This is a genomic window from Pseudomonas sp. JV449, from assembly GCF_032424295.1.
Classification (GTDB): Bacteria; Pseudomonadota; Gammaproteobacteria; order Pseudomonadales; family Pseudomonadaceae; genus Aquipseudomonas; species Aquipseudomonas marginalis.
The window spans coordinates 411,845-436,518 of sequence record NZ_VYKD01000003.1; the positions used below are offsets into that span (position 1 = coordinate 411,845).

At 62.0% G+C, this 24,674-nt stretch carries 21 protein-coding genes; 14 read left to right on the top strand and 7 right to left on the bottom strand.

What is annotated here, in order from left to right:
- The 4 genes from parE to F6S08_RS03265 all read left to right on the top strand — a co-directional run bounded on the left by parE (nucleotide 1) and on the right by F6S08_RS03265 (nucleotide 6,121).
- On the top strand, nucleotides 1–1,905 hold the full coding sequence (parE, locus tag F6S08_RS03250) for a DNA topoisomerase IV subunit B (RefSeq protein ID WP_027604917.1): 1,905 nt from the start codon (nucleotides 1–3) through the stop codon (nucleotides 1,903–1,905).
- Nucleotides 1,905–2,900, top strand: a complete 996-nt coding sequence (locus F6S08_RS03255) for an esterase-like activity of phytase family protein (RefSeq protein ID WP_065925638.1) — start codon at nucleotides 1,905–1,907, stop codon at nucleotides 2,898–2,900. Before parE ends, F6S08_RS03255 begins: the two co-directional genes overlap by 1 nt.
- Before the next feature lie 72 nt (nucleotides 2,901–2,972).
- Nucleotides 2,973–5,237: a DNA topoisomerase IV subunit A gene (gene parC / locus F6S08_RS03260; RefSeq protein WP_065925637.1), complete on the top strand. Its 2,265-nt coding sequence runs from the start codon at nucleotides 2,973–2,975 to the stop codon at nucleotides 5,235–5,237.
- Nucleotides 5,238–5,410: 173 nt separating this feature from the next.
- Nucleotides 5,411–6,121: a membrane integrity-associated transporter subunit PqiC gene (locus tag F6S08_RS03265; protein ID WP_027604914.1), complete on the top strand. Its 711-nt coding sequence runs from the start codon at nucleotides 5,411–5,413 to the stop codon at nucleotides 6,119–6,121.
- 240 nt (nucleotides 6,122–6,361) lie between these two features.
- On the opposite strand, the gene F6S08_RS03270 is transcribed toward F6S08_RS03265, so the two are convergent.
- A complete protein-coding gene (locus F6S08_RS03270; protein WP_315871278.1) occupies nucleotides 6,362–7,894 on the bottom strand; it encodes an AhpA/YtjB family protein in 1,533 nt (510 codons plus the stop codon).
- A 133-nt stretch (nucleotides 7,895–8,027) separates the two neighbouring features.
- Here F6S08_RS03270 and serB point away from each other — a divergent pair, with 133 nt between their 5' ends.
- On the top strand, nucleotides 8,028–9,242 hold the full coding sequence (serB, locus tag F6S08_RS03275) for a phosphoserine phosphatase SerB (protein ID WP_065925636.1): 1,215 nt from the start codon (nucleotides 8,028–8,030) through the stop codon (nucleotides 9,240–9,242).
- 48 nt (nucleotides 9,243–9,290) lie between these two features.
- Here serB and asd read toward each other — a convergent pair whose 3' ends face one another.
- Genes asd through F6S08_RS03290 form a run of 3 tightly spaced genes read right to left on the bottom strand, consistent with a single transcriptional unit; the run spans nucleotide 9,291 to nucleotide 12,577 of the window.
- Complete coding sequence (asd, locus tag F6S08_RS03280; protein ID WP_315871279.1) at nucleotides 9,291–10,151, bottom strand: archaetidylserine decarboxylase; 861 nt, start codon at nucleotides 10,149–10,151, stop codon at nucleotides 9,291–9,293.
- A gap of 16 nt (nucleotides 10,152–10,167) precedes the next feature.
- The gene (locus F6S08_RS03285) at nucleotides 10,168–10,983 is read right to left on the bottom strand and encodes a rhodanese-like domain-containing protein (protein WP_065946609.1); all 816 of its coding nucleotides are present in this window, start codon (nucleotides 10,981–10,983) and stop codon (nucleotides 10,168–10,170) included.
- A gap of 58 nt (nucleotides 10,984–11,041) precedes the next feature.
- Nucleotides 11,042–12,577, bottom strand: coding sequence for an HDOD domain-containing protein (locus F6S08_RS03290; RefSeq protein ID WP_315871280.1), 1,536 nt, complete (start codon nucleotides 12,575–12,577; stop codon nucleotides 11,042–11,044).
- Nucleotides 12,578–12,744: 167 nt separating this feature from the next.
- Between F6S08_RS03290 and motA the strand changes: the two genes are divergently transcribed.
- Nucleotides 12,745–13,596, top strand: a complete 852-nt coding sequence (gene motA, locus F6S08_RS03295; RefSeq protein WP_053139364.1) for a flagellar motor stator protein MotA — start codon at nucleotides 12,745–12,747, stop codon at nucleotides 13,594–13,596.
- A 3-nt stretch (nucleotides 13,597–13,599) separates the two neighbouring features.
- Complete coding sequence (gene motB, locus F6S08_RS03300; protein ID WP_065925633.1) at nucleotides 13,600–14,616, top strand: flagellar motor protein MotB; 1,017 nt, start codon at nucleotides 13,600–13,602, stop codon at nucleotides 14,614–14,616.
- A gap of 62 nt (nucleotides 14,617–14,678) precedes the next feature.
- Here motB and F6S08_RS03305 read toward each other — a convergent pair whose 3' ends face one another.
- Both F6S08_RS03305 and rsgA read right to left on the bottom strand, forming a co-directional pair.
- Complete coding sequence (locus tag F6S08_RS03305) at nucleotides 14,679–15,074, bottom strand: type II toxin-antitoxin system PemK/MazF family toxin (RefSeq protein ID WP_065925632.1); 396 nt, start codon at nucleotides 15,072–15,074, stop codon at nucleotides 14,679–14,681.
- 286 nt (nucleotides 15,075–15,360) lie between these two features.
- A complete protein-coding gene (gene rsgA, locus F6S08_RS03310; protein ID WP_065925631.1) occupies nucleotides 15,361–16,392 on the bottom strand; it encodes a small ribosomal subunit biogenesis GTPase RsgA in 1,032 nt (343 codons plus the stop codon).
- A gap of 108 nt (nucleotides 16,393–16,500) precedes the next feature.
- Here rsgA and orn point away from each other — a divergent pair, with 108 nt between their 5' ends.
- Both orn and F6S08_RS03320 read left to right on the top strand, forming a co-directional pair.
- On the top strand, nucleotides 16,501–17,043 hold the full coding sequence (orn, locus tag F6S08_RS03315; protein ID WP_010213620.1) for an oligoribonuclease: 543 nt from the start codon (nucleotides 16,501–16,503) through the stop codon (nucleotides 17,041–17,043).
- Nucleotides 17,044–17,215: 172 nt separating this feature from the next.
- On the top strand, nucleotides 17,216–17,833 hold the full coding sequence (locus tag F6S08_RS03320; protein WP_175403002.1) for a trimeric intracellular cation channel family protein: 618 nt from the start codon (nucleotides 17,216–17,218) through the stop codon (nucleotides 17,831–17,833).
- Here F6S08_RS03320 and queG read toward each other — a convergent pair.
- Entirely contained in the window at nucleotides 17,830–18,894 is a 1,065-nt protein-coding gene (gene queG / locus F6S08_RS03325) for a tRNA epoxyqueuosine(34) reductase QueG (RefSeq protein ID WP_065946607.1), read from the bottom strand. The genes F6S08_RS03320 and queG overlap by 4 nt on opposite strands.
- Before the next feature lie 63 nt (nucleotides 18,895–18,957).
- On the opposite strand from queG, the gene F6S08_RS03330 reads away from it, so the two are divergent.
- The 5 genes from F6S08_RS03330 to miaA are packed head-to-tail and all read left to right on the top strand — an operon-like array spanning nucleotide 18,958 to nucleotide 24,597.
- A complete protein-coding gene (locus F6S08_RS03330) occupies nucleotides 18,958–19,818 on the top strand; it encodes an NAD(P)H-hydrate dehydratase (RefSeq protein WP_065925629.1) in 861 nt (286 codons plus the stop codon).
- Nucleotides 19,806–20,276, top strand: a complete 471-nt coding sequence (gene tsaE / locus F6S08_RS03335; RefSeq protein ID WP_065925628.1) for a tRNA (adenosine(37)-N6)-threonylcarbamoyltransferase complex ATPase subunit type 1 TsaE — start codon at nucleotides 19,806–19,808, stop codon at nucleotides 20,274–20,276. Before F6S08_RS03330 ends, tsaE begins: the two co-directional genes overlap by 13 nt.
- 15 nt (nucleotides 20,277–20,291) lie before the next feature.
- Complete coding sequence (locus F6S08_RS03340; protein ID WP_027604902.1) at nucleotides 20,292–21,713, top strand: N-acetylmuramoyl-L-alanine amidase; 1,422 nt, start codon at nucleotides 20,292–20,294, stop codon at nucleotides 21,711–21,713.
- Nucleotides 21,713–23,626 (top strand): DNA mismatch repair endonuclease MutL, encoded by a 1,914-nt coding sequence (gene mutL / locus F6S08_RS03345; RefSeq protein WP_065925627.1) that lies wholly within the window; start codon nucleotides 21,713–21,715, stop codon nucleotides 23,624–23,626. The genes F6S08_RS03340 and mutL overlap by 1 nt, the downstream gene beginning before the upstream one ends.
- Complete coding sequence (gene miaA / locus F6S08_RS03350; protein ID WP_074848585.1) at nucleotides 23,626–24,597, top strand: tRNA (adenosine(37)-N6)-dimethylallyltransferase MiaA; 972 nt, start codon at nucleotides 23,626–23,628, stop codon at nucleotides 24,595–24,597. The genes mutL and miaA overlap by 1 nt, the downstream gene beginning before the upstream one ends.
- The last annotated feature ends 77 nt before the right edge of the window (nucleotides 24,598–24,674 follow it).

Consider the following 24,674-nt stretch of genomic DNA (forward strand, 5'->3'; position numbering starts at 1 on the left):
ATGGCCACTCCCAGCGCTAGCTCTTATAACGCCGACGCCATCGAAGTCCTCTCGGGCCTCGACCCGGTGCGCAAACGCCCCGGCATGTACACCGACACCAGTCGGCCGAACCACCTTGCCCAGGAAGTCATCGACAACAGCGTCGACGAAGCCTTGGCCGGGCACGCCAAGTCGGTGCACGTCATTCTTCACGCCGACCACTCCCTGGAAGTGTCCGACGATGGTCGCGGCATGCCGGTGGACATTCACCCGGAAGAGGGTGTGTCGGGCGTCGAGCTGATCCTCACCAAGCTGCACGCCGGCGGTAAGTTCTCCAACAAGAACTACCAGTTCTCCGGTGGCTTGCACGGTGTGGGTATTTCCGTGGTCAACGCCCTGTCCACGTTGGTGCGGGTCAAGGTCAAGCGCGACGGCAACGAGTACGAGATGACCTTCGCCGATGGCTACAAAGCCACCGACCTGCAGGTCATCGGTACCGTCGGCAAGCGCAATACCGGCACCAGCGTGTACTTCGCGCCGGACCCTAAGTACTTCGATTCGCCGAAATTCTCCATCAGCCGCCTCAAGCACGTGCTCAAGGCCAAGGCCGTATTGTGCCCGGGCCTGCTGGTGACCTTTGAAGACAAAGGCACTGGCGAGAAAGTCGAGTGGCACTACGAAGACGGCCTGCGTTCCTACCTGGAAGACTCCGTCAGTGATTTCGAACGCCTGCCCAACGAGCCGTTCTGCGGCAGCCTGGCCGGCAACAAGGAAGCCGTCGACTGGGCGCTGCTGTGGCTGCCCGAAGGCGGCGACAGCGTGCAGGAAAGCTATGTCAACCTGATCCCCACCGCCCAGGGCGGCACCCACGTCAACGGCCTGCGCCAGGGCCTGCTGGACGCCATGCGCGAATTCTGCGAATACCGCAGCCTGCTGCCGCGTGGCGTGAAGCTGGCGCCGGAAGACGTGTGGGAGCGCATTGCGTTCGTGCTGTCGATGAAAATGCAAGAGCCGCAGTTCTCCGGCCAGACCAAGGAACGCCTGTCGTCCCGCGAAGCGGCGGCGTTTGTCTCCGGTGTGGTCAAGGATGCTTTCAGCCTGTGGCTCAACGAGCACCCGGAACTGGGCCTGGCCCTGGCGGAACTGGCGATCAACAACGCCGGCCGTCGCCTCAAGGCCAGCAAGAAGGTCGAGCGCAAGCGCATTACCCAGGGCCCGGCATTGCCGGGTAAGTTGGCCGATTGCGCCGGGCAGGACCCGATGCGCTCCGAGCTGTTCCTGGTCGAAGGTGACTCCGCCGGTGGTTCCGCCAAGCAAGCGCGGGACAAGGAATTCCAGGCGATCCTGCCGTTGCGCGGCAAGATCCTCAATACCTGGGAAGTCGATGGCAGCGAAGTCCTTGCCAGCCAGGAAGTGCACAACATTGCCGTGGCCATCGGCGTCGACCCAGGCGCAGCCGACATGAGCCAGCTGCGCTACGGCAAGATCTGCATCCTCGCCGACGCCGACTCCGACGGCCTGCACATCGCGACCCTGCTGTGCGCGTTGTTCGTGCAGCACTTCCGTCCGTTGGTGGATGCCGGTCACGTCTACGTCGCCATGCCGCCGCTGTACCGGATCGACCTGGGAAAGGAGATTTTCTACGCCCTGGACGAAGCCGAGCGCGATGGCATTCTCGACCGCCTGGTGGCCGAGAAGAAGCGTGGCAAGCCGCAGGTCACCCGATTCAAGGGCCTGGGTGAAATGAACCCGCCGCAACTGCGTGAGACCACCATGGACCCCAACACCCGGCGCCTGGTGCAGTTGACCCTGGAAGACTTCGCCGCCACCTCGGAAATGATGGACATGCTGCTGGCGAAGAAACGCGCGCCGGACCGCAAGTCCTGGCTGGAATCCAAGGGCAACCTGGCTGAGGTCCTGGGCTGATGCGCACAGGTGTCGCCCTGGCGATCCTGATGTTGAGCGGGCTGGTGGCCACTTCGGTAGTTGCCGCGCCCGTGGCTGAGCTCAAGCTGGTGTCCGAACACCCGGTGGACGGCATGCGCGGCGGGAACCTGTCGGGCCTGGCGCTGTGTGGCAAGGAGCTGTGGACGGTTTCCGATCGTGATGACGACCAGATCTACCGTCTCGATACCCGTGCGCCGACCTGGCAAGCCGAAGCGGTAAGCATCGATGTGCCGCCGGTGCCGGAATCCGGGCTGCCCTGGGGGCTGCGTTCGCGCACCAAGGCTGCGTCGTTCATTCGCGGCGGCGACCTGGATTTCGAAGGCATCACCTGCGATGCCGCCGGCAATCGCTACATTGTCAGCGAAGCCCATGCGGCGGTGCTGCAAGTACCGGTGAGCGGTGCGCCTGAATGGTTGAAGATCGCCCCGGGCATGGTGCGTGAAGCCCGGGCCAGTGGCATGTTGCTGCACTTCAATGCGTTGTTCGAAGGCCTGGCAATCAACCCCGAGGGCAATCAGATCTGGCTGGCTGCGGAGCGTGAGCGGCGCGGCCTCATCTCCATCAAGCGCCCGCAAAGCCTGTGGGATTGCGACGGCCCTTGCGTGTTGCTGAGCGAGGCCGGCCAGGAGATGCAGCCGGCCAAGTTCGTCGGTGCCAAGGCGGTGTCCAAGGATTTCGCCGATCTGTCACTGTTCAACGGCAAGCTGTTTACCCTGGAGCGCAATGCGTTCCAGATCTGCCGGCGCGATACGGTCACGGCCAAGGTCGAGCTGTGCTGGTCGTTCGCCGACGAAACCCTGACGCCCGAGCGGCGTTACGCCCAGCCCTATGGCCTGGCCGAAGCCCTGGTGCTGGACGCAGACGGTGCCTGGCTGGGCATCGACAATAATTTCGGCCCCCGCGCCGATGGTGAAAAACGCCCCATGGTCTATCGTTTTGCCGCCCCCGCTGGCGGCTGGAGCGCCCAGCCATGAGCCGCTACTTTTTTGAATCGATCGGCGCGGCGGCATTTCCGCTGCGCCTTACCAAACAATGATGAGGCCCGCATGAGTGACATCCTCGCAGACAGCTTAGATGGCGTAGAACGCCGGTCGCTGGCTGACTTCACCGAAAATGCCTACCTCAACTACTCCATGTACGTGATCATGGACCGTGCATTGCCGCATATCGGCGACGGCCTCAAGCCCGTACAGCGGCGCATCATCTACGCCATGAGTGAGTTGGGCCTGGACGCCGATTCCAAGCACAAGAAGTCGGCGCGTACCGTCGGTGACGTGCTCGGTAAGTTCCACCCCCACGGCGATTCGGCGTGCTACGAAGCCATGGTGCTGATGGCCCAGCCGTTCAGCTACCGCTACACCCTCGTCGACGGCCAGGGTAACTGGGGTGCGCCGGATGATCCCAAGTCCTTCGCGGCCATGCGTTACACCGAGGCGCGCCTGTCGCGCTATTCGGAAGTGTTGCTCAGCGAACTGGGCCAGGGTACCGCGAACTGGGGACCGAACTTTGACGGTACTCTCGACGAACCCCTGGTGTTGCCCGCACGTTTGCCGAATATCCTGCTCAATGGCACCACCGGTATCGCGGTCGGCATGGCCACCGACGTACCGCCACATAACCTGCGCGAAGTCGCCACCGCCTGCGTACGCTTGCTGGATGAGCCCAAGGCCACGGTCGAGCAGCTGTGCGAGCATATCCAGGGCCCGGATTACCCGACCGAAGCGGAAATCATCACGCCGCGCGCCGACCTGCTGAAGATGTACGAAACCGGCAAGGGCTCGGTGCGCATGCGCGCCGTGTATCACATCGAAGACGGCGACATTATCGTCACCGCCCTGCCGCACCAGGTGTCCGGTGCCAAGGTGCTGGAACAGATTGCCGCGCTGATGCAGGCCAAGCCGTCGAAATTGCCCCAGGTCGCTGACTTGCGTGACGAGTCCGACCACGAAAACCCATGCCGTATTGTGATCATCCCGACCAACAGCCGGGTCGACCACGAAGTGCTGATGCAGCATCTGTTTGCCAGCACTGAGCTGGAGTCCAGCTACCGGGTCAACGTCAATATCATCGGCCTGGACGGCAAGCCGCAGTTGAAAAACCTGCGCAACCTGCTGGTCGAGTGGCTGGAGTTCCGGATACAAACCGTACGCCGCCGCCTGCAGTTCCGCCTCGACAAGGTCGAACGGCGCCTGCACCTGTTGGACGGCTTGCTGATTGCCTACCTCAACCTGGATGAAGTGATCCACATCATCCGTACCGCGGAGCACCCGAAAGCTGAGCTGATCGCGCGCTTCGAGCTGAGCGAGATCCAGGCCGACTACATCCTCGACACCCGCTTGCGTCAGTTGGCACGCCTGGAAGAGATGAAGCTGCGCGACGAACAGGACGCGCTGCTCAAGGAGCAAGCCAAGCTGCAAGCCCTGCTGGGCAGCGAAGCCAAGCTGAAGAAGCTGGTGCGCAGCGAGTTGATCAAGGACGCCGAAACCTATGGCGACGACCGCCGTTCGCCAATCGTGCAACGTGCCGAAGCCAAGGCGCTGACAGAGACCGAACTGCTGCCGAACGAGAAAATTACCGTCGTTCTGTCGGAAAAGGGTTGGGTTCGCTCAGCCAAAGGGCATGATATTGACGCCACTGGCTTGTCGTACAAGGCCGGTGATGGCTTCAAGACTGCCGCCGCCGGGCGCTCCAACCAGTTTGCGGTGTTTATTGACTCCACCGGGCGCAGTTATTCGGTGCCGGCCCATACCTTGCCATCGGCGCGGGGGCAGGGCGAGCCGTTGACCGGTCGCCTGACGCCGCCACCTGGGGCGAATTTTGAATGTGTGCTGCTGCCGGATGACGATTCTCTGTATGTGATCGCTTCCGACGCGGGTTACGGGTTCGTGGTCAAGGGTGAAGACCTGCAGGCCAAGAACAAGGCGGGCAAGGCGTTGTTGAGCCTGCCGAACAACGCCAAGGTCATCCTGCCGCGTCCGGTGGAAGACCGCGAAGGCAACTGGCTGGCGTCGGTGACCACCGAAGGGCGCTTGCTGGTGTTCAAGATCAGCGATCTGCCGCAGTTGGGCAAAGGCAAGGGCAACAAGATTATTGGTATTCCCGGCGAGCGGGTGGCCAGTCGCGAAGAGTACGTGACCGACATCGCGGTGATCCCGGAAGGTGCCACCCTGGTGCTCCAGGCCGGCAAGCGCACGTTGTCATTGCGCCCCGACGACCTCGAACACTACAAGGGCGAGCGTGGTCGTCGCGGTAATAAACTGCCTCGCGGCTTCCAGCGTGTGGATGCTTTGCTGGTGGAAACGCCGGTTTAAGGCGTATTAGAGCCCTCGATCTACGATTTAAAGCGTAGATCGACGCTTTGGCGCTGGAGTCATGGCGCATATTCACGGATGATATGGCCTTTCCAGCGCCGGCGTGGCCGAGCGTGTTTAGGTTATTTTTAGTATTACATTGTGGTTCGCCTTGTGGCAGCCACCTGGATGGGATGATGACTGCTCCACGCGTTCCTCTATTTTTGATGCTCGCTGGCCTTTTGGGGTTGGCGGGTTGCAGCACACACCAGCCTGTGTCGCTGTACCAGCTGGACAGCGGAAGTCCAGCTCAGCCAGCCCAGACCGCTGGCATGGCCGTTTTGCTCGGGCCGGTGGTCGTCGCCGACTACCTGCAACGCGAAACCCTGCTGCAACGTCAGAACGATGGAAGCCTGCAAGGTTCCACCGATGGTCGTTGGGCAGGCAGTTTATCGTCTGACATCAACCAGTTGATGTTGCGTCAGGTGGCCGGTCAGTTGGACAGCCAGCGTGTGGTCCTGGCGCCCGCACCAACCGGCTTCAGCCCGGATGTGCAGGTCTTGCTGACCATTACCCGGCTCGACTCCGGTAAATCGCAACCGGCGATCCTCGATGCGCAATGGCGCTTGATCGACCGTCGCGGCCAGGTGCGTGATAACCGCATCGTGCACCTGCAGGAAGAACATGCCGGCACCACCGCGTCCCAGGTTCAGGCCCAGGGCGTGCTGCTGCAGCAATTGGCGCAGCAGTTGTCGGTGGCCCTCAAGCCCCTGGCCAACCAGCCCCCCATCGCCGAGGCGCCCCGTAAGTCGGCCCCGGTACAGGCCAAGCCGGCAGAGCCGCAAAAGCCGAAGATGCCGATGGCTACGCCGATCCGTACGGATATGGAAGTGTTCAGGTTCTGATCTGAATGCCACACAAACAAAAGGCCCGCTGAATCAGCGGGCCTTTTGTTTGTGTGCGATTTACTTGAGGTTTGTGGAGATCCAAATATGGGAGGGGGCAACCCCTAATGCTTTTTGTAGGAGCGAGCTTGCTCGCGAAAAACTCACAGGCGCCGCGTTCATTCAGGAACAACGCGTTATCGTTGACGTTTTTCGCGAGCAAGCTCGCTCCTACAGGAGACATTAGTCCGGCGGTGTGCTTCAGGGCTTGGAGCGGGTCTCATGCATCCGTGCCAACTGCCGCTCCAGCATCGATGGATACGGCTCCATCAACCGCTCCACGCAGCTTGCCCCCTCAGGGCTGGCAATCGGGCGGATACGCGCGCGCTGGCGGATCAGCGTGTCTTCACTGATCTTGCGCTCCACCAGCAGCAGGTTGCGGCTGTGTTGGGACAAGGCCAGTGCGTCCTGGGCGTTTTCAGTCAGCAGCAGGTCGATCTGGCTCATGCCGAACAGGTCGTCGCCCACGGTGAGGCCCAGTTGCAGTTGCAGGGTGATCCCGCTGTCGGCGACTTCGATCTGCAATTCATGGCCCAGGGCGCGCAGCAACTCACCGCAGCAAATCGCATTGGTCAGGTAATCTTCGCCGCTGTCTTCGCTGTGGAACAGCATCAGCGTGCTGCCGTCGTTCAGGGTGTGCAGTTCGCTCTGGTACAGCGAGGCGGCCTGGTCGAGGCAGTCGCGGTAGCGCTCCAGCAGTTCGGTCAGGCGTGCGCGGGGCAGGCGACGCAATTGGTCCTGGGCACCCAATTGCACGGCGAGCACAGCGCTGTACTGCGGCTCGCTGCTGCGTACCGGCGCCGCCTTGGGGGCGATTGCGGGGCTGTCGGCTGACGTATCGCGCAGGTCGGCGAAGGGGTCTTCATCGTCCAGCTCGTCTTCTTCGGCCTTGAAGGGATGGCGCGGTGCCGGCTTGAGGCCCGCCACCGGCGGACGCTCGTCGAAGCCCGGGTCACGCAGGTTGCGCACTTCGAACTCGGGCTCTTCGTCGTAATCGGTGTCGTCGTATTCAGGCTCTGGCTCGACCTCGGGCACCACCGGTTCCGGGGCGAAGCTGGCGTGCAGCTGGCGGGCAAGGTCGCCGATTTCATCCTGGCGGTCGGTTGCCGGGGTGTGCTCGTCGATGTCCCGCAGCCAGATGCGCAGTTGCATGAGCGGCGTGGAGATATGCCGCCCCAGGCGCAGGCTCAGGGCCAGGGCCAATGCCAGCAGGATGGCGCTGAGGATGCCCATGCTTTGCAGGCTGATGGTCATCGGCTGCTGGAACTGCTGCATGTCGAGGCTGATACGCAGTTGGCCGGCCTTCACATCCTGAAACGTGATATTGCTCTGGTACAGGCCTTCGGCTTCGCCCAACAGGCCGTTTTTCGGGCGCTGCCCGGCTTCGGCCATGATGCGGTTGTCCACGCTGTAGATGGCAGCATGGGCCACCAGCGGGTTCTTGGTCAGGTTGTTGAGCAGCACGTTGAGGCTGAGGATGTCGTTGGACACCAGCAGCTCAGTCGCCGAAGTGGCGGTCTGCGTGGTCAGGCTCTCGCCCAGGGCGTCGGCCTGCTCGTGCATGGCCTGCTTGAATTGCAAACCCATCACGCAGGCGTAGATCACCAGGGCCAATGCGACCAGGATCACGTTATGGCTGGCGATGCGTAATGCGATCGGTACACGGCGGTGGCGCAGTGCCCGGAAGATCAGCAGGAAGAAGTTGTCGGTTTTTACTGGCGTGGGCCGGTTCACTTGAGCTCGGCTCTTGGTCCGTGAAGTTGACGCGCAGTATAGCGACAGGCCCAAGACCGGCAAAGCGCTGGCTGTGCCCGATGGTCACTGAAAGTGGGTAGAATGCGGTTTTTTTCCAGCCTGGGGGTGCGCCTTGCGCGAAATTGTCCTGATTAACATCACTGGTGAAGACCGCCCAGGTCTTACCGCAGCCATTACCGGCGTTCTGGCCCAAGGTGGTGTGAACATTCTCGACATCGGCCAGGCGGTGATCCACGACACGCTGTCGTTCGGCATCCTGGTGGAAATCCCCAGCACCGAGCAGGCCTCATCGGTGCTCAAGGACATCCTGTTTACGGCGTATAAGCTCGATCAGCAGGTGCGTTTCACCCCGGTGTCCGAAGCGGATTACCAGCAGTGGGTGGCCGGCCAGGGCAAGAAGCGCCATATCGTGACGCTGCTGACCCGCAAGGTCACCGCCGAACAGCTGCAGCGCGTCAGCTCTATTACCGCGCAGTATGGTTTGAACATCGACCATATCGACCGTCTGTCGGGGCGCATGCCATTGGACACCCCGGCCGACAAGGGCAAGGGCTGCATCGAGTTCTCCGTGCGCGGTGAGCCTGCCGACCCGCAAGCCCTGCGCGCCGAATTCCTCAGCGTGGCCCAGGAGCTGAATGTCGATATCGCCTTCCAGGAAGACTCTCTCTTCCGTCGCAATCGCCGCCTGGCGGTGTTCGACATGGACTCCACGCTGATCGAAGCCGAAGTTATCGACGAGTTGGCCAAGGCGGCCGGCGTGGGTGAGCAGGTTTCCGAAATCACCGAGCGCGCCATGGCCGGGGAATTGGATTTCCGCGCCAGCTTCAAGGAGCGCCTGGCTTTGCTCAAGGGCCTGGACGTGAACGTGCTGGACTCCATCGGCGCGTCGCTGCGCCTGACCGAAGGCGCCGAAACCCTGTTTGCCGAACTCAAGCGCCTGGGCTACAAGACGGCAATCCTGTCGGGTGGCTTCACCTACTTCGCCAAGCAATTGCAGGCCAAGCTGGGCATCGACTATGTGTTCGCCAACGAATTGGAAGTGGTGGATGGCAAAGTGACCGGCGTCGCGGTCGAGCCGATTGTCGATGCGCAGCGCAAGGCGGACCTGCTGAAGGAATTGGCCCACAAGGAAGGTTTGCGTCTGGAGCAGACCATTGCGGTCGGTGACGGCGCCAACGACCTGCCGATGCTGGCAATTGCCGGTTTGGGTGTGGCATTCCGCGCCAAGCCATTGGTCAAGCAATCGGCCAAGCAGGCGATTTCTACCCTGGGGTTGGATGGCGTGCTGTATCTGCTGGGTTTTCGCGACCGCGACGGTCAGTTGTAACTGACTAAATGTGGGAGGGGGCAAACCCCTCCCACATTGGGTTCGGCGTCAGGCTTTAGGTAAGGCGATGCCTTGGCCCATCTGCACCGGCGAACCCGCCACCAGTTCTTCGGCCCACTTCACCTGATCCGGCCCGAACAGCGCGATCGCAGTGGAGCCCAACTTGAAGCGACCCAATTCCGCACCCTTCTCCAGGTGAATCGGTGCGCGGGCAGCTTCGTCATAGCGGAAGGTTTTCAGCTCGCGCTTCGGCGGAGTCACCAGGCCGGCCCATACGGTTTCAATCGACGCCACAATCATCGCACCGACCAATACCACGGCCATCGGGCCGCGTTCGGTGTCGAACAGGCAGACAACGCGCTCGTTACGCGCGAACAACTCCGGCACGTTTTCGGCGGTGGTCTGGTTCACCGAGAAAATCCGCCCAGGCACGTAGACCATTTCACGCAGGGTACCGGCCAGAGGCATATGCACACGGTGGTAGTCTTTCGGCGACAGGTAGATGGTGGCGAAATCGCCGCCCATGAACGGCGCAGCGACCGCTGCATCGCCGCCCAGCAGTTCCAGCACGCTGAAGCTGTGGCCTTTGGCCTGGAACACACGACCGTGCTCGATGGGGCCAAGCTGGCTGACTGCGCCATCGGCTGGGCTCAATACTGCGCCAGGGGTCTGGTCCAGTGGGCGAGCACCGTCTTTCAGGGCGCGGGTGAAGAAGGCGTTGAAGTGCTCGTAAGCGGTCACGTCTTCTACCAGGGCTTGGGACATGTCCACTTGATAGCGCTTGGCGAACCACGTGGTGAAGGCATTCTTGAACCAGCGCACGCGGCACTCGGCGACGCAACCGGCCAACCGCGACAGCAGGTGGTGCGGCAGCAGGTACTGGCTGAGGATAAACAACTGCTTTTTCATTGACTGTCCTTAAACCTTAAATCTCGACGGGGGTGTCGGGGTGGTTGCCCCATTCGCCCCAGGAACCGGCATAACCTTTGACTCGCGGATAACCGAGCGCCTTGGCCACCAGGTAGGTGAAGCCAGAGCGATGATGAGTCTGGCAGTGGGTGATGATTTCTTTGTCTTTGGTCAGCCCGAGGTCTTCGAGGATCTGCGGCATGTCGCGGCGAATGCGCAGGTTGCGCGCCTTGTCCATGCCGGCAGTCCACTCGAAATTCACCGCGCCGGGGATGTGGCCGCCTTTGGCCGCGAGGACTTTCTCGCCGGAGTATTCCAGCGGGCCACGCGCATCCCAGATGCCCAGGTCGGCAGCCCCAAGACGGCTTTGCAGGTATTCGCGGGTGGCGGTGGGGCCATCGTGCAGCGTAAGACTGACCGGGCCGCCGGCCGGGACGGGCACGTCGGTGGAGAGCGGGTGCTTGCCCTCCAGCCACGCCAGCAGGCCGCCATCCAGGTAGTGGTATTTCTGGTGGCCGATCACATCGAGCATCCAGATGAAACGCCCGGCCCAGCCACCGCCTTCGTCGTCATAGACCACGTAGGTGGCGTCGGGCGTGTGGCCCAGTTCGCCGAACAGTTTCTCAAGCTCGGCCTTGCCGGGCAGCAGGCCGGGTGCCGGCGCCTGGCCCAGCTGGGTGCGCTTGGGGTCAACGAAATGCGCGCCGGGGATGTGCCCTTCGGCGTAGCGGGCGGCACTGGTGAGGTCCACCAGAATCAGGTGTTCGGCATCCAGTTGAGCGAGCAGGTCACTGGACTCGATCACCAGCGGCAAGCCAGAGAAGTCAGGCATGTGAGGTCTCCTGGGCACAAATGTTGGCGATTAAAGGACGGCGATTGTAGCGCAAGCATCAAGCGCTGCGGTTGGTAAAGCTGTGCAGGGCTTTCTCGATGCATTGGGCAGTTTTACCGAAGGCCTGCACGGTGGTTTCCGAGAATGGCCCGCCGCCCTGGTCGGCGACCATCACCATCACCACCCGACCGTTGCAGCTCATGGAGCGCAACAACAGGTGCTCGCCGGTGAACAGGCGGCGCAGGATCGGCGGCAGCAGTGCCGAGAACTGGGCGTGGTTTTCCGGTGTGAGGCGCACCTGGGCGGACTTTTCCAGCAGGCGCTGCAGCAGCGTGCTGTTGACCACATCCAGGCTCAGGTTGGCGGCGTCCTTCGGCAGGCCGTCGGCCTGATGCACACGCAAGGTGCTCAGGGCTCGATCGGCCATAAATAACAGGACGCGCTGCATGCCGCTGGCCACCAGGGCTTCCTTGGCGCACGTGGTCAAATGCATGGCGTTGGCAAAACGGCTCGGCTCCACCAGCAGTTCGGTACAACGCTTGCGCCAGACGGCCAGGGCTTCGGCGGTGGGCGGTGGTGCCGGTAACAGGCCGCGATGAATCTTGTGTACATGCCACGGCCAGATCAGCGACAGCGCCGGGTGCCAGAGATCGGGCATCAAGGTGTCGCGGGCACTGGTGACGGCTTGCTGGTGGACCTGTTGCTGCACTTCGCCCAGGGGCTGTTGCAGGTACAACGCGGTGAGGTATTGCCAGCGCTGGGTGTGCGGGCAGGTCCAGGACTCCTGGGCCGACATCGCCAGGCCGTTGGCCAGCAGTACCGTATTGGCCGGCTGATTCAACCAGCGGCGCAGGTTGGGATCGGCGTCGAGCAATTGCTGGTGACGAAGAGGGTCGTCTTCGCGGGCGATGTGCAGGGCCTTGACCAGCAAGCGCTGCTCGGTCCGCAGCAAGGTATACCCCTGGGAAACCCAGATCGGCAGGTGCCAGGTCTCGGTCAGGCCGAGGCACAGGTCCAGCAGGCGCACGCCGAACAATGCCTGTTCGACCTTGCGTGCCGACTCGCCCTTGTGGATGACCCGCAGTTCCCATTCTTCCAGGAGCTTGGGGTAGGCAACGGCCATCGGCCACAGCGGTGAAAGAAACAGCAGGCTGCCCCAATGAATGTCCTGCCACAGCCGCGCCAGGCGACTGCCGAACAATCCATTGGCTTGTTGCGAGGCGTGCTGGCTGACCAGCAGCAACTGGCGCAGCGCTACGGGAATTTCATGGGCCGGCACTGACGGCAGGCGTGCCAGCAGTTCCTCGGCGCGTTTGAGGCCCAGGCGGTTAAGCGCCACTTCGAGGTTTTCCGCCGGCGCCGTCAGGCTGCCATGGGTGTGGCTGTTGGCCTCGCGCATGACGCTGAGTACGAGGGCCGGGCTGTTTTGCATCAGCTCGGCAATATCTCGCAACGAACTGCGGCTATCGCGGATGGCTTTGCACACGCGGTCATGGCTGGCCTGTGGAACAGGCAGCAGCACTTCGTCCAGGCGCTTGATCCAAGCGGCTAGAGAAGCAGGTTTTGCAGTTGGGACTGTCGTTTCATTAGCCATGATTGGGGCGCGATCATCACTTGCGGTCAACACACCCGGAGCGGGCCGAACTGGCTTTTCGCCTTAACGGGCTATAGTCTGGCGCAGTTTTGCCGATAAGTAGAACAAGAGTTTTCCAGTTCCCCCAAATATGTCCATGAACCCGACGGCGCAAGTACTCATCTCCTATGGCTAAAATTATCGGCATTATCGTCGTCTTCGCGAGCGTGCTCGGCGGCTACGTCCTGTCCCACGGTAAAATTGCGGCACTGATTCAGCCTTTCGAGGTGATGATTATCGGTGGTGCGGCACTGGGTGCCTTCCTGCAGGCGAACCCCGGCTACATGACCATGCACGTGATCAAGAAGTCGCTGGGCATGTTCGGTTCGCGTTTCACCCACACGTTCTATCTGGAAGTGTTGGGCCTGGTTTACGAGATCCTCAACAAGAGCCGCCGCGAAGGCATGATGGCCATCGAGGCCGACATCGAGGACGCCGCGGCCAGCCCGATTTTCGCCAAGTACCCGGCCGTGCTCAAAGATGAGCGCATGACCGCCTACATCTGTGACTACCTGCGCATCATGTCCTCCGGCAACATGGCTCCCCATGAGCTTGAGGGCCTGTTCGACATGGAATTGTTCAGCCTCAAGGAAGAATTGGAGCATCCTTCCCATGCCGTGACCGGTGTAGCCGACGGCATGCCCGGCTTCGGTATCGTCGCCGCGGTGCTGGGTATCGTGGTAACCATGGCTTCCCTGGGGGAAGGTGACCAGGCGGCTATCGGCATGCACGTAGGTGCGGCGCTGGTGGGTACCTTCTTCGGTATTCTCGCGGCCTACGGCTTCTTCGGCCCGCTGGCGACCTCCCTGGCCCACGATGCCAAGGAAGAAATCAACCTGTACGAATCGATCAAGGCCAGCCTGGTGGCGTCCGCTTCCGGCATGCCGCCTTCGTTGGCGGTGGAGTTCGGTCGCAAGGTGCTGTACCCGAAGCATCGCCCAAGCTTCGCCGAGCTGGAACAAGCGGTTCGCGGTCGCTAAGCCATGGAAAACAACCAGCCGATAATCATCAAGCGCGTCAAGCGCTTCGCTGCGGGGCACCATGGCGGCGCCTGGAAAATCGCTTTCGCCGACTTTGCCACGGCGATGATGGCGTTCTTCCTGGTGCTGTGGCTGATGTCCACCGCCACGCCCGAACAGAAGATCGCCATTGCCGGCTACTTCAAAGACCCGATTGGCTTCTCGGAAAGCGGCACGCCCTTTGTGATCGACCTGGGCGGTTCGCCGCAATTGGCGCCTGAGCGCACCATCAACCCGGAAGTCAAGACCGAAGCACCGCAGGAAAAAATCCCGATCGAGCGCGATACCGTCGAAGCCATGGCCGAGCAGGTCGAGCAGGAACGTCTTGAGCTGTTACTGCAAGAGTTGCAGAACAAGGTGGAGGAAAACCCGCAACTGCTGAAGTTCAAGGATCAGATTTCGTTCGAGATCACCCCGGATGGCTTGCGTATCCAGATCACCGACGCCGCCAACCGGCCGATGTTCGACTCTGGCAGCGCACGCTTGAAACCGTACTTTGAAGACATCCTGCTGGCCATGGCCGACACTATCAAGGCGGTGCCGAACAAGATCAGCATCAGCGGCCACACCGATGCCAAGCCTTACGCGGGCCAGGGTGACTTCGGCAACTGGGAGCTTTCCGCCAACCGTGCCAACGCCGCGCGTCGTGCGCTGGTGGCCGGCAGCTATCCCGACCCGCAAGTGGCGCGGGTGGTGGGGTTTGCGTCCTCGCAACTGTTTGATGCGAAGGATCCGTTCAACCCGATCAACCGCCGCATCGATATCGTGGTGCTGACCAAAAAGGCCCAGCGTGCGATTGAAGGCGATCAGCCGCCACCACAACCGACCCCGGGAGCAGGTGCGCCGGGTGAAGTGCCGGCCGACCCACATGCCATCCCGCCCGGCCAGGAGCCATTGCCGGCCCATGAGCTGCGGCAGAAGCTGAACCTGTTTGATGATGGCGGCGTGAAAGACCCTACGGCGCCGGCGACGGGGTCCTAAGCCATATACAGCGTGTCTACCAATGAAAACGCCCCGACTGATCGGGGCGTTTTCATTTCTACTCAGAGTGGTAGATAGGCCTTGACCCCGCTGATCACGCCTTGCATGTCGTCGGTGCCCAAGCGTGGCACGAAGTATTCTCGTCCTTTGGATCGGGTCTTTCTATGCAGCTTGTCGAGGCGCTCGAAGCTGACGGTATAAATCATGTCGCACTTCACCCACAGCTCTTTGTAGCCATCGGATTGAAGTGGATTTGTACGAAGCAGGTGATGCCAGTCGTACTGGATCTCCGGCGCGGTAGAGGAGATCGGTACAACGGTACAGAGTTTGCGCTTGTGGGTGGCTGTAGGGGATATCACCACCACCTTGCGGATCTTGAGCATCTCCGGGGCCACAAAGCCGCGGGTGAAGTCACAAAGCAGCACATCGCCTTGTTTGGGATGATAGTAGAGAGTCAATCGTCAATTCCCCACAAAAAGCAAAGCCGCCCGAAGGCGGCTTCATTCGACACGCAGTGGAGCTTGCATCGCCCCTTCTGCGCCGCTGGATCAACCCCGAAAAGGATCCAGACTCCTGCCAGCCTGCGCTGGTGACGGAGCGATTATGGGCATCAGGAATGTCGAATTCAAGCTGGCTTGCGTCGGTGAGCCACCCAGTTGTGCCGAATTCTTGATGCCAGCTCCCGCTAAATCAATGGAGCAGGGTGCTTTACGTCTCCATTTATATGTATCAGGAAATGCCTGCTCAATAACTGCTTTCCGGCAAGCTCGCAATAATCGACCGATAGCTGTTCATCCGCTGCTGCTGCACGCGGCCGTCTTCCAGGGCCTTGAGCAGGGCGCAGCCCGGCTCGCGATCGTGTTTGCAATCGCGGAAGCGGCAGGTGCCGATCAGGTCGTTGAATTCGATAAAGCCAGCTTCCACGTCGCTGCGGCTGACGTGGCCGAGGCCGAATTCACGGATGCCTGGGGAGTCGATCAACTCACCGCCGCCCGGGAAGTGGAACAGCCGCGCCGTGGTAGTGGTGTGGGTGCCCTGGCCGGACAGTTCCGACAGCGGGCCCACGCGGGTATCGACTTCCGGCAGCAGGCTATTGACCAGCGAGGATTTGCCCACGCCCGACTGGCCGACAAAGACGCTGATACGTCCGTCCAACTGCTGTTGCAGCTGTTCCATGCCATTGCCGTGATGGGCCGAGACTTCCAGCACCGGGTAGCCCAGGGTGCGGTAGACCGCCAGCAGCGCGTTGAGCGCGGGGGCATTCTGCTCGTCGATCAGGTCGAATTTGTTCAGCAGCAACAACGGGCGAATGCCGGCATGCTCGGCTGCCACCAGGTAGCGGTCGATCAGGTTGGCATGGGGCTCGGGCAGTGGTGCAAACACGATCACGATCATGTCGACGTTGGCCGCTACCGGCTTGAGCTGGCCACGGCTGTCGGGGCGGCGCAGTTCGGTGCTGCGCGGCAGTTGGGCGACGATCACGCCGATGCCCTGGTTGCCGGCGCGCCAGACCACCTTGTCGCCGGTGACCAGCGCAGGCAGGTTGGCGCGCAAGTGGCAGCGGAACACCAGGCCCGCGAGTTCGCCTTCCAGCGCCTCGACTTCGACCTGCACACCGAAGTGCGCAATTACCAGGCCCGTCTGTTCGGGGCCCAGGTCGCCGCCCTCGAGCGCTTCCACGGCGGAGGATTCACGTTTGGCGGCGCGGGCGGCGCGTTCACCTTGAATCTTTTCGATGCGCCAGTTTTGGCGACGATTGAGCTGGCGTTTGGCCATTGGTGTTCCGTGTCGATAATGCAAAGGTTGGGTAAAACGGTCGCGAGTCTAGCACGGCCCCGCCTGCTAAACTGCGCAGCTACGCCAAGGTGCCAAGAGAATCAAGCCATGCAAAACCCACAGAACCTGATTTGGATCGATCTGGAAATGACCGGTCTGAACCCTGACACCGACGTCATCATCGAGATGGCGACCATTGTCACCGACAGCAACCTCAACACCTTGGCCGAAGGTCCGGTGATCGCCATCCACCACAGCGACGCCGTGCTTGCCACCATGGACGAGTGGAACACCCGCACCCACGGCAACTCCGGCCTGACCCAGCGTGTGCGTGACAGCCGCATCAGCATGGCCGAAGCCGAAGCCGAAACCATTGCCTTCCTGGAGAAGTGGGTGCCCAAGGGCAAGTCGCCGATCTGCGGCAACAGCATCTGTCAGGACCGTCGCTTCCTTTATACCCATATGAAAGCGCTGGAAAGCTACTTCCACTACCGCAACCTGGATGTGTCCACGCTCAAGGAACTGGCTGCGCGCTGGGCGCCGGAGGTCAAGGACAGCTTCCATAAAGGCAGCACGCACTTGGCGCTGGATGATATTCGCGAGTCGATCGCCGAGCTGCAGCATTACCGCAAGCATTTCATCAAGGCTTGAAACGGTTTCTTACCGTGTCCGGGCTTCCTGTGGTGAGCGGGCTTGCCCCGCGCTGGGCTGCGTAGCGGCCCCACTGCCGTTGCCGCATTTCTCCCTATAGATATCATCGCCAAGTATTTGGGGCTGCTGCGCAGCCCAGCGCGGGGCAAGCCCGCTCACTACAAGGATCGCCATCATGCTGCTGATGCTCTACCTCATCGCCATCACCGCCGAAGCCATGACCGGCGCGTTGTCCGCCGGCCGGCGCGGCATGGACTGGTTTGGTGTGGTGCTGATCGCCTGCGTGACGGCGTTGGGCGGCGGCTCGGTACGTGATGTATTGCTCGGCCACTACCCGCTGACGTGGGTCAAGCATCCGGAATACCTGGTGCTGACCTCCATCGCGGCGCTGGTGACGATCTTTATCGCACCCTTGATGCGTCGCCTGCGCTCGCTGTTCCTCGCGCTGGATGCCGTGGGCCTGGTTGCTTTCACCTTGATCGGCTGCATGACCGCCCTGGAAATGGGCCACGGCATGCTGGTGGCCTCGGTCAGCGGGGTGATCACCGGCGTCTTCGGCGGCATTCTGCGGGATATCTTCTGCAACGACATTCCGCTGATCTTCCGCCGTGAACTGTACGCCAGCGTGTCATTCCTCGCCGCCTGGTTTTACCTGCTGTGCCTCTACCTGGAACTGCCCAGCGAGCAGGCGATTCTACTGACCCTGTTCAGCGGCTTTCTATTGCGCCTGCTGGCGATCCGGTTTCACTGGGAAATGCCCAAGTTCGTCTACAACGACGACGTGCACTAGCGCGATGCGTGCTGGTTCAGCGCCCATTCCACATGCTCGCGCACCAGCTCCGACGGGTAATCCCGGCGTGCCTTCAAGGCTTCCAGCACCGGAATGCTCGACGGCGCATTGCCCAGGCCCACCGCCAGGTTGCGCAGCCAGCGCTCGTAACCGGCACGGCGCAACGGTGAGCCTTCGGTACTGCTGAGGAATTTATCCTCATCCCACATGAACAGCTCCGCCAGTTCTGCGTTATCCAGGTTGTGCCGTGGCGTGAAATCGCTCTCGGCAGTGGGTCGCGCGAAACGATTCCACGGACAAACGATCTGACAGTCATCGCAGCCGAATACCCGATTGCCGATCAGCGGGCGCAGGTCTTCAGGGATGGCGCTCTTGAGTTCGATGGTCAGGTAGGAAATGCAGCGCCGGGCGTCCAGCACATAGGGGCCGACAAACGCGTTGGTGGGGCAGATATCCAGGCAGGCGGTGCAGCGGCCGCAGTGCTCCGTGGCGTGGGGTGGATCCACGGGCAGCGGCAAATCGACAAACAGTTCGCTGAGGAAGAAATAACTGCCGGCCTTGCGATTGAGCACCAGGGTGTTTTTACCGATCCAGCCAAGGCCCGCTTGTTCGGCAATGGCCTTTTCCAGCACGGGCGCGCTGTCGACAAAGGCGCGAAAGCCGAAAGGGCCGATCTGCGCCTGGATGCGGTCGGCCAACTGCTGCACGCGCTTGCGGATCAGCTTGTGGTAGTCGCGGCCCAGGGCATAACGGGAGATGTAGGCTTTTTCCGGTTTTGCCAGCAGTTGCGCCATCTGCGTGTCGCCGGGCAGGTAATCCATGCGCAGCGACACCACGCGCAGGGTACCCGGCACCAGTTCGTCCGGGTGCGAGCGTTTGCTGCCATGGGCGCCCATGTAGTCCATCTCGCCGTGGTAGCCCGCGTCGAGCCAGCGTTGCAGATGTTGTTCATGCTCGGCCAGGTCCAGGCCGCTGATGCCGACTTGTTGAAAGCCCAGCTCGCGGCCCCAGTCCTTGATCGATTGGGCGAGGGCGGGCAGATCGGAGGTAATAGCGGGCATGAGACACGGGAAACCACAGGTTAGATGCGTATAATTCTGCCAGACATCGGAGCTTGAAGACGCATGCCGCAGACAAAACACGAAATAACCGACGTTCAGCCTTTGTTGCACGGCCATTTGCCGCAACTGGCTGCGCGTTCCCCGGACGCCCATAAAGGCCAGTTCGGCCACCTGTTGATGATTGGCGGCGACCGGGGCTTTGGCGGTGCCGCGCTGTTGAGTGCCGAAAGTGCCCTGCGCAGTGGAGCGGGCATGGTGTCCCTGGCCACTCGACTTGAGCATGTGCCGGCCGCGCTGGCCCGTTTGCCGGAAGTCATGAGCGTCGGCGTGAGTTCGGCCAACCAGTTGATGGGCTTGCTGGAAAAAATCTCGGTAATCGTCATTGGCCCCGGCCTGGGCGAAGCCGCCTGGGGTAAAAGCCTGTTGTCTGTCGCAGCCAATGCACGGCAGCCGCAGGTCTGGGATGCCGATGCGCTCAATCAACTGGCGACTGGCAGTGTGAGCCTGCCGGCCCATTGCGTGATCACTCCGCATCCTGGGGAGGCGGCGCGCTTGTTGGGTATTTCGACAGCCGAGGTTCAGGCCGACCGTCTTAAGGTGGCGCGCGCGTTGAGCCAGAAATTCAATGCAGTGGCTATCCTCAAGGGTGCTGGCAGTTTGATTGCCAGCCCGGACGGGCGCGTTTCACGCTGTGATCAAGGCCATCCGGCGATGGCGACGGCGGGCCTCGGTGACGTTTTGGCCGGCCTGGTAGGTGCGCTGCTGGCCCAGGGCATGCCGGCTTATGAAGCCAGCTGCCTGGCCGTCTGGTTGCACGCCACGGCAGGGGATCGCCAGGGCAGCTTTGGTCGCGGGCTGGCCGCCAGCGACCTGATACCCGCCATTCGTCAATTGCTGGAGGAACAGTCGCCGTGTCTGAAGTAATTCTTTTCCTGGCCGATGAAGAGGCCATGGTGGCGTTAGGTCAGCGTATTGCCCAGGTCACGGCCGGGTCAGGCCTGATCTTTCTTGAAGGCGACCTGGGGGCGGGCAAGACCACGCTGTCCCGGGGGATCATTCGCGGTCTGGGCCACACCGGGGCGGTCAAGAGTCCCACGTTCACCCTGGTTGAACCCTACGAGATCGGCGCAGTGCGGGCTTTCCATTTCGACCTCTACCGCCTGGTGGATCCCGAAGAACTCGAATTCATGGGCATCCGTGATTACTTCGATGAAGCCGCGCTGTGCCTGATTGAGTGGCCAGATAAAGGCACAGGCTTTTTGCCAAAGCCGGACCTGACCATTACCATTACGCCGCATGATCACGGACGTCAGCTGAAGTTGTTGCCCCAGGGCGCGCGCGGTGAGTCGTGGTGCGCCGCTCTGGCTTTGGAATTCAAATAATTGGTGGGGTTAGGTATGCGCTTTCGCGCGTTGGTTGCTGTCGTAGGGGTGTTGCTTGCGGCAATGACTGTCAATGCTCTGGCTGCTTCACAGGTGAAGAGTGTTCGCCTGTGGCGAGCGCCGGATAACACGCGACTGGTGTTCGACCTGTCTGGCCCGGTCCAGCACAGTGTCTTTACCCTCACGGCGCCCGATCGCCTGGTGATCGACATCAATGGTGCGACCCTGGCCGCGCCGTTGAACGTGTCCACCGCCAACACGCCGATTACCGCCATGCGCTCGGCGCAGCGCACGCCGACCGACCTGCGGGTGGTAATCGACCTGAAAAAGGTCGTGACCCCGAAAAGCTTCTCCCTGGCGCCAAACGCCCAATACGGCAACCGGCTGGTGGTCGATCTGTTCGACAACGCCGCCGATGCCGCGCCGCCGCCGGCGCCAACCCCGGCCGTGGCGACAGTGCCGGCCGTACCGGTCAACCCGTCCCAGCCTCAGGTCAAGCTGCCACCGCCGCCGCCAGCGCCGGCCGGCAAGCGCGACATTATCGTGGTGATCGATGCCGGCCACGGCGGTGAAGACCCGGGCGCCTCCGGTTCGCGCGGCCAGCATGAGAAAGACGTGGTGCTGGCCATCGCCCGTGAGCTGCAGCGCCAGGTCAACGGCATGAAAGGCTACCGCGCCGAACTGACCCGTACCGGCGACTACTTCATTCCGTTGCGCGGCCGTACCGAAATCGCCCGTAAGAAGGGCGCCGACCTGTTCGTCTCGATCCATGCGGACGCCGCGCCTTCGACGGCGGCCTTCGGTGCTTCGGTGTTTGCCCTGTCGGATCGCGGCGCCACGTCCGAGACCGCGCGCTGGCTGGCCGACAGCGAAAACCGTTCCGACTTGATCGGCGGGGCCGGCAACGTGTCCCTCGATGACAAGGACAAGATGCTCGCCGGGGTACTGCTTGACCTGTCGATGACGGCCTCGCTGACCTCCAGCTTGAACGTCGGCCAGAAGGTGTTGAGCAACATCGGCCGGGTGACCTCGTTGCATAAGCAGCGCGTGGAGCAGGCCGGGTTCATGGTGTTGAAATCGCCGGACATCCCATCGATCCTGGTGGAAACCGGGTTTATCTCCAACGCCAACGAAGCCTCGAAGCTGGCCAGTGCCAGCCACCAGCAGGCCTTGGCGCGCTCCATCAGTGCTGGCGTGCGCCAGTTCTTCCAGCAGAACCCGCCGCCGGGCACCTACATTGCCTGGCTGCGCGACTCCGGCAAAATCGCCCAGGGCCCGCGCGACCATCGCGTGCAGCCCGGCGACACCGTGGCCATGCTGGCCGTGCGTTTCCAGGTCTCGGCCGCGTCCCTGCGCAGCGCCAACAACCTGAAGAGCGATGAGTTGAAAATCGGCCAGGTATTGACCATCCCCGGCACTGAATTGGCGGCACAGTAATGAGCGAATCAGTCTTGAACAGCGGGTCGCGCATTGAATTGCTCAGCCCGCGCCTCGCCAACCAGATTGCGGCGGGCGAGGTCGTTGAGCGGCCGGCATCGGTGATCAAGGAATTGCTGGAGAACAGCATCGACTCCGGCGCCCGACGCATCGATGTCGATGTGGAGCAGGGCGGCGTCAAGCTGCTGCGTGTCCGCGACGATGGCAGCGGGATCTCCTCCGATGACCTGCCGCTGGCCCTGGCCCGTCACGCCACCAGCAAGATCCGCGACCTGGAAGACCTGGAGCGGGTGATGAGCCTGGGCTTTCGCGGTGAGGCATTGGCTTCCATCAGTTCCGTGGCCCGTCTGACCCTGACGTCGCGCACCCGTGATGCCGAGCAAGCGTGGCAGGTGGAGACCGAAGGCCGCGACATGGCGCCTCGGGTCCAGCCGGCTGCCCACCCGGTGGGCACCTCTGTGGAAGTGCGCGACTTGTTCTTCAACACCCCGGCGCGGCGCAAATTCCTCAAGGCCGAAAAAACCGAATTCGATCACCTGCAAGAAGTCATCAAGCGCCTGGCCCTGGCGCGTTTCGATGTGGCGTTTCACCTGCGCCACAACGGCAAGACCATCCTCAGCCTGCACGAAGCCAACGACGACGCCGCGCGTGCTCGCCGTGTCGCGGCAGTGTGCGGTGCGGGGTTCCTGGAGCAGGCGCTGCCGATTGAAGTCGAACGCAATGGCCTGCGGCTGTGGGGTTGGGTCGGTTTGCCGACGTTTTCCCGTAGCCAGGCGGACTTGCAGTATTTCTTTGTGAATGGCCGGGCGGTACGCGACAAACTGGTGGCCCACGCGGTGCGCCAGGCTTATCGCGATGTGTTGTTCAACGGCCGGCATCCGACCTTTGTGCTGTTTTTCGAGGTCGACCCTTCGGTGGTCGACGTCAATGTGCACCCGACCAAGCACGAAGTGCGCTTCCGTGACGGGCGCATGGTGCATGACTTCCTCTATGGCACCTTGCACCGTGCCCTGGGCGATGTGCGCCCGGATGACCAGTTGTCTGCGCCCATCGTGACGGCGGTGGTGCGGCCGAGCGGCCCCGAAGCGGGCGAGTTTGGCCCTCAGGGCGAAATGAGCCTGGCGGCAAACCTGCTGCAATCGCCGCAACCCCAGCCGAGCTATACGGCGCCGGGCTCTGGCTCGGGAGCGGGTTATCAGTACCAATACACACCGCGTCCGCAATCGGCCGTGCCGGTCGCCGAAGCGCAGGCTGCCTATCGTGAGTTCTTTGCGCCGCTGCCAGGTGCCGAGCCGGGCGCCGTGGCCTTGCCGGAAGGTGGCGGTGATATCCCACCCCTGGGCTACGCGTTGGCGCAGCTCAAGGGCATCTACATCCTCGCGGAAAATGCCCATGGCCTGGTGCTGGTGGACATGCATGCCGCTCACGAGCGGATCATGTACGAGCGCCTGAAGATCGCCATGGCCAGCGAAGGCCTGAGTGGCCAGCCGTTGCTGGTGCCGGAATCCCTGGCCGTCAGCCAGCGTGAGGCCGATTGCGCTGAAGAACATCATGGTGTGTTCCAGAAACTGGGCTTCGAGTTGCAGCGCCTGGGCCCTGAGACCCTGGCGATTCGCCAGATTCCCGCGCTGCTCAAGCAGGCCGAAGCCAACCGGCTGGTGGCCGATGTATTGGCTGACCTGATGGAGTACGGCACCAGTGACCGTATCCAGGCACACATCAACGAACTGCTCGGCACCATGGCCTGCCACGGCGCCATCCGCGCCAATCGCCGCCTGGCCTTGCCGGAAATGAACGGCCTGCTGCGCGACATGGAAAACACCGAACGCAGCGGCCAGTGTAACCATGGCCGTCCGACCTGGACCCAGATGGGCCTGGACGATCTGGACAAACTGTTCTTGCGCGGCCGTTGATGAGTGCCTTGCCCCCCGCAATCTTCCTGATGGGCCCCACGGCCGCCGGCAAGACCGACCTGGCCATCGAGCTCACCAAGGTGCTGCCGTGCGAGCTCATCAGTGTCGACTCAGCCCTGGTTTACCGGGACATGGACATCGGCACCGCCAAGCCTTCCAAAGCGCTGCTGGCGCAGCATCCGCACCGGTTGATCGACATCATCGACCCGGCCGAGAGCTATTCCGCAGCGGATTTCCGCACTGACGCCCTGGCCGCCATGGCGCAAATCACCGCGCGGGGCAACATCCCCTTGCTGGTGGGTGGCACGATGCTCTACTACAAGGCTTTGCAGGAAGGGCTGGCCGACATGCCGCCCGCCGATGCCCAGGTGCGCGCTGAACTCGAAGAAGAGGCTGCACGCCTTGGCTGGCAAGCCCTGCACGACCAGTTGGCAGTGGTTGATCCGGTATCTGCCGCGCGTATTCACCCCAATGATCCCCAGCGCCTCAGCCGCGCTCTGGAAGTCTGGCGGGTCAGCGGGCAGACCATGACTGAACTGCGGCTGAAACAAACTGCGCAAAGTGCTGATGCAGGCGCATCTGGACAGTCACAATTGCCCTATACTGTGGCGAATCTGGCCATCGCTCCGGCAAATCGCCAGGTGCTGCATGAACGAATTGCACAAAGATTCACAATTATGTTGGAACAGGGGTTTGTGGACGAGGTCGTAGCACTGCGGTCAAGAGGTGACCTGCATCCAGGGTTACCTTCGATACGTGCTGTAGGCTACCGCCAAGTCTGGGATCATCTGGATGGCAAGCTGACGTCAGCCGAAATGCAGGAGCGCGGCATCATTGCCACGCGCCAATTAGCGAAGCGCCAGTTCACCTGGCTGCGCAGCTGGAGCGATTTGCACTGGTTGGACAGCCTGGACAGCGACAATCTGTCACGCGCCTTGAAATACTTGGGAACGGTCTCCATATTGAGCTGAGTCCTTGCAATTGCCGTCTATCCTTGGGGGTGTGACGGCCATAAGCTATCTATTTTCCGATTTTTTATTATTGATCC